The organism is Bifidobacterium sp. (assembly GCF_051876855.1).
Classification (GTDB): Bacteria; Actinomycetota; Actinomycetes; order Actinomycetales; family Bifidobacteriaceae; genus Bifidobacterium.
Map to the genome: position 1 here is coordinate 21,861 of NZ_JBJEIH010000079.1, position 5,368 is coordinate 27,228.

Below are 5,368 nucleotides of genomic sequence, written 5' to 3' on the forward strand. Positions count from 1 at the left end.
ATTTGGGACAAACGGAAGGAGCAAGCGTATGGTTGGCGGTTTTCTGGAGCATATTTCGAGCCCCGCCGACGTGAAAGCGCTTGATTCCAAGGACCTGCCGGCCCTGTGCCAGGAAATCCGCACGACGCTGGTGCGGTACGGCAAGCTGCACGGCGGGCATATCGGCTCGAATCTCGGCATGGTGGAGGCGACCGTGGCCCTGCACCGCGTGTTCGATTCGCCGCTCGACAAAATCGTCTTCGACGTCTCCCACCAAAGCTACGTGCACAAGATGCTCACCGGGAGGGCTCCCGCCTATATGGACGAACGGCTGTTCGGCACGGTGACCGGGTTCACGAACCCCAAGGAAAGCAAGCATGACATGTTCGTGCTCGGCCACACCGGCACCTCGATTTCGCTGGCGTGCGGGCTCGCGAAAACCCGCGACCTCATGGGCGGACTTGACGGCACGAGCGGCACGCGCAATGTGATCGCCGTCATCGGCGACGGGTCGCTGAGCAGCGCCATCGCGTTCGAGGGGCTCAACAACGCGGCCGAGCAGGGCACGAATATGATCATCGTCGTCAACGACAACGAGATGTCCATCGCCGAGGATTTCGGCGGCATGTACGGGCAGCTCGCCCGGCTGCGCGCATCCGGCGGCACCTCGCAGCCCAATATTTTCAACGCTTTCGGCCTTGATTACCGGTATGTCGAGGACGGCAACAATGTAGCCGCGCTCGTGGAGGCGTTCAGCCAGGTCAAGGATATCGACCACCCGATCGTCATCCATATCCATACCGCCAAAGGGCTGGGGCTTGACGACGAGGATGCGGCCGCCGGCGTAAAGGAAGGCCGCTGTGAGGCCAACCACTGGCAGGACCCGCTCGCTGCCCAAGGCAATCCGCTCGGCGCGCGCAAGCACTACGGGCAGCTGGCGATGGCACGGCTGGAACCGCGGTTCGCCAGCGAGCCGGGACTTGTGGTCATCTCCCCCGCCACCCCGGGGTCGAACGGCATCACGCGCGCGTTCCGTGAGCGGGCGGGCCGGCATTATGTGGATACCGGCATCACCGAGGAGCATGCGGTCGCGTTCGCCTCGGGTATCGCGAAAGCCGGCGGCACACCGGTGCTCGCAACCAGCGCGACTTTCTTCCAGCGCACCTTTGACCAGTTGCAGCAGGAGCTGTCGCTTAACGGGACGCCGGTGACGCTCCTCGTGTTCGGGGCGGGTATTTCCGGCGCCGATAACACACATTCGGGTGCCTTCGACATCCCGATGTTCGCGAATATCCCCGACCTGACATATCTGACGCCGACGAGCGGGGACGCGTTCCTTGCCATGCTCGACTGGTCGACGACATCGCGCGACCATGGCGCGGTTGCGATCCGCGTGCCGGGCGAGCCGATTCTTGCGGCCGAACGGGCTGCAGCGGCTTATGACGGCACATATCCGCGGTATTGCGGCGATGCGGACGAAACGCGCGCGAAGGGCGATGCCGGGAACGCCGCCACGCCGTTCGCCCGGTACCGGGTGACTCGGCTGGGCGCGGATGTCGCGATCCTCGGTTTGGGCAACATGTATCCGCTCGCCGAACGTATCGCAGCGGATCTGGCAGAATCCGGCGATAGCGGGGCGGCCTCGATTGACGCGACCGTCATCGACCCGCAGCAGTGCACCAGCCTTGACACCGCATGCTTTGAGGCGTTGCGCAAGCGTCATTCGCTGGTCGTCACGCTTGAGGATGCACAGCTGTCCGGCGGCTGGGGCGAGCAGGTGACCGCGTATTACGCGAATCAGGATGGCCTGCAGCCGGCGGGCGTCGACAAGCACATGCGAGTGCTGAACTTCGGGGCCGCCAAGGAATTCACCGACCGCGTGCCCGCGCAGGACCTGTATAAGCGGTACGGCCTGACCGCACCGCAGGTGGAACAGGCCATCCGCGCCGCGTTGCGGTAGTGTCTTTGCGGGTTGTAGCTCTCTAGATGACGTCTTTCCGGATTGCGTCTTTCCGGATTGCGACGGTCGCCGTGACAACCCGGATCGCGCCGGCCTACTGGTTTGATTTGATGGCGTCGAGAGCGGGCACGCGCACCGCCTTGTTCGCCGGACCGAACCCGGAAATCAGGCTGATCAGCGTGGCGAAGGCGATGGCGAACACGTACAGCCACCATGGGATCACCGAGATCCGCGCCGCCTCATCGCCGGTCCCGTTGCCCAGGATCGCCCATTGCAGGTGTTCCGCGCTGACGCCCCCATAACGGATGAGATTGATTGCCAGGGAAATCAACGCACTCACCAGGCAGCCGATCACGCCGCCGATGACGCCGATTGCGCCGGCTTCCACGAGGAACATCGCGCGGATGTCATGGACCGTGCAGCCGAGCGCTTTCATGATACCGATTTCACGCACCCGTTCGGTGACGGACATGACCATGGTGTTGGCGATGCCGATGGCGGCGACCAGCAGCGCGACCGCACCGATACCGCCGAGAATCAGCTGAATCGAGCGGGTTTGCTCTTTAAGCGAGTCCAGCATGTCCCGGCTCGAGGAGGTCGTGAACCCCATCGTCCTGATCTGAGATTCGACATCGGCGACATGGTCGATGTCCTGCACACGCACGAGCGCCGAATCATAGGCCAGCGTGCCCGCCGCCGCATCCGGATGGATTTTCGCGACAAGGTCCTTCAACGTGGCTATGTCCATAAGCAGACCGGACGATGTGGCTTGTCCCTTGCCGTTGTCTTCCTTGAGCAGTCCGGAAACCTGGATTTGTGTTCCGGAACCTGAGCCCTCCGCCGTTTGTCCGTTCGAGGCGGTAGGTGTAGACGATGATGCCACATTCCCGGAATCATCGGTCTGCGCGGCGCCGACAGTGATCTTGGTCGTCAGGATGTTGAAGAACGGGTCCTGCGCGTCCGACTTGTCTTCGCAGCCTTCGGCACGCTGCTCGGGGGTGCAAGAATCCGCAAGATACGACGGACGCATGCGGAAATTGTCGCTTTCCGGGCGCAGACTGTCGATGAAATCGTATGCCGTGTACTGCCCGGCGAGTACATCGCCCTGACGATTCGGTTTGCGCCCGGAATCCAACTGGTAATCCATGGCGTCGAACTGGGTCATATCAATGGCCTCGATTACACCGTTCTGATCGACATACCGATTCGCGGGACCGGCGGTAAGAATCGCATCTAAGTAGGTGACGTGTCCGGTCGCCCCGGCGACGTACTGCAGCGAGCGGAAATCCTTGACCGCCTTGTCGTCGATGCGCGCGGTCGCCGTGCCCGAACCGTCAGCCATACCCATGCCGCCAGTATTGTTTGCGCCGGTGACGGTGATGATGGTCAGATCGCCCATCGAGGCGAGCATCTGCTTGTTCTGCTCGTCAATGCCGCTGCCGAGCGAAACCATGGTGACGATGGAGCAGCAGCCCACCACCACGCCTAGCACGGTGAGTATGGTGCGCGATTTGCGGCGGAACAGGTTCTGCCGGCACAGGTGCACGAGGTCGGAGAATCTCATGAGCGCTCCCCCGGCTGCGGGGCGATTACCTCGGTGGGAGCCTGGCGACCGGTATCATCCGCGGCAGGCTGTTCGGCGGTGTGCCCCTGCGCTTCCGGCTTGTCGCCGCCGTCCTGGTCATCCTGCCAGGCGTCCCACTGCTCGTCCATCGCCGAACGCTTCTTCTTGCGGTGACGCTTCACCAGCACCACAATCACGACAATCGCCACAATCGTAACGGCAGCGACCGTGGGCAGCAGCCAGACAGGCGTGCCCGGCTGCTCGTCCTGCATGTCCGCCGCAGTGTCGTCCATGGCGGGAGCGGGTTCGGCAACCGTGAGTTTGACCGGGAATTCCTTGGTTTTCTGCTGACCGTCGGAATCCTCATACGTAACAGTGATTTTCGCGTCCAAATCCCCGCTGTCCGTGGGCGTGAACGCGTAGGCGATGGTTCCACTGCCGCCGGAGGCGACGTTGCCAAGATACTGTGTCTTTGACACGGTATCGAAGCCCTTGCCGTCCATGGTGGCCTCGACGTTCGAGATATCGCCTTTGCCTTTGTTCACGTAGGCGAGGGTGATGGTGCTTTCCTGGCCGTTCTGTGCGTCATCGGGAATGACGGGGTCGTTGATTTGGAAGCGGTCGGGCTGGCTGACCGGCACGGAGATCTTCTCATCCACGCTGTTGGAGCTGCGCTGGCCGGCATCCACGTATTCGTAACGGAAGCTGACGACCACTGCCTGTGCACCGCTTTTCGCGTCAATCAGGGCCTGCATCGGTACGGTCTGGCTTTGTGTGGCGCCCGCGGCCAGCTGGGGCACGTAGAAGGTGTTCGTGCCGCCGGCGATGGTCAGCCCGTCACCGCCATCCACGCTGATGACCATATTCTGGACAGCCACCGACCCCTTGTTCTGGAAGGAGAATCCGAGGTCGAACTTGCCGCCAGCCGGAACAGAACCGTCGCCGTAGGTGAAATTCGTGATGATGACATTCGGCACCGGGCCGGCGATGGGGGCTGCGCTCTGCCCGGAATCACCGGCGGACTGGTCGGTGTCGTCAACGGGTGTGGCGCGCCGGGTGCCGGCATCCCCGGCGACGATGGTATCGGTTGCCGCCGCGGCGGCTTGGCCGGACGCCATCGCGCAGACGGGTGCAGACACGCAGGCCACAATCAGGGCGGCGAGCACGATGAGCGTGATAATCGGCTTGACGGCGATAGTTCGGGGACGGTTCATGGTGGTCTTTCTCTCTGGTTTTCGAAAAGCTTGCTGTTGAGGAATGTTGCTGTGCAATTGACGTGGGAACGCCCGGTTGCGCGAGTTATCAGGCTATCTGTCCTGCTCGGTGTCATGGACGATACGCCCGTCCAACAAGGTGACGATGCGATCCGCATAGGCGGCCATATGGTCGTCATGCGTGACCAGCACGATGGTCTGGCCGTTCTCGCGGGCGAAATCGCGAATCATGTCCATAATGTCGACTTTCGTCTTCGAATCAAGATTGCCGGTCGGCTCGTCGGCAAACACGACTTGCGGGCGGGTGACGAACGCGCGGGCGATACCAACACGCTGCTGCTGGCCGCCGGACATCTGCGAGGGGTAATGGTTCAGACGTTTGCCGAGCCCGACGCGCCTGAGCATCGCCCGCGCACGGGCTTCGCGCTCCTCGCGCGGCACCCCGCGGAACATGAGCGGCATCGCGACGTTTTCGACGGCGTTGAGTCCAGAGAGCAGATTGTAGGACTGGAAAACGAAACCGATATGCTTCTGCCTGAATTCAGCGAGTTCGCGCTCGTCGAGCCGCGAGACGACGATGCCACCGATACGCACGCCGCCGCGCGTCGGGCGTTCCATGCCGGCAAGCTGGTTGAGCAGCGTGGATTTGCC

Annotated in this window: 4 protein-coding genes; 1 reads left to right on the plus strand and 3 read right to left on the minus strand. The window is 62.6% G+C overall.

Annotated features, from left to right (window positions below):
* Positions 1–28: 28 nt before the first annotated feature.
* A complete protein-coding gene (locus tag ACI38B_RS05160; RefSeq protein WP_439729814.1) occupies positions 29–1,939 on the plus strand; it encodes a 1-deoxy-D-xylulose-5-phosphate synthase in 1,911 nt (636 codons plus the stop codon).
* A gap of 94 nt (positions 1,940–2,033) precedes the next feature.
* On the opposite strand, the gene ACI38B_RS05165 is transcribed toward ACI38B_RS05160, so the two are convergent.
* The 3 genes from ACI38B_RS05165 to ACI38B_RS05175 all read right to left on the minus strand — a co-directional run.
* Positions 2,034–3,503, minus strand: a complete 1,470-nt coding sequence (locus ACI38B_RS05165) for an ABC transporter permease (protein WP_288265890.1) — start codon at positions 3,501–3,503, stop codon at positions 2,034–2,036.
* Positions 3,500–4,717 carry a COG1361 S-layer family protein gene (locus ACI38B_RS05170; protein WP_439729815.1) on the minus strand — a complete coding sequence of 406 codons (1,218 nt, stop codon included), beginning with the start codon at positions 4,715–4,717 and terminating at the stop codon, positions 3,500–3,502. Before ACI38B_RS05170 ends, ACI38B_RS05165 begins: the two co-directional genes overlap by 4 nt.
* 93 nt (positions 4,718–4,810) lie before the next feature.
* Positions 4,811–5,368: ABC transporter ATP-binding protein (locus tag ACI38B_RS05175; protein WP_439729816.1), on the minus strand; the 558-nt coding region annotated here is incomplete at its 5' end.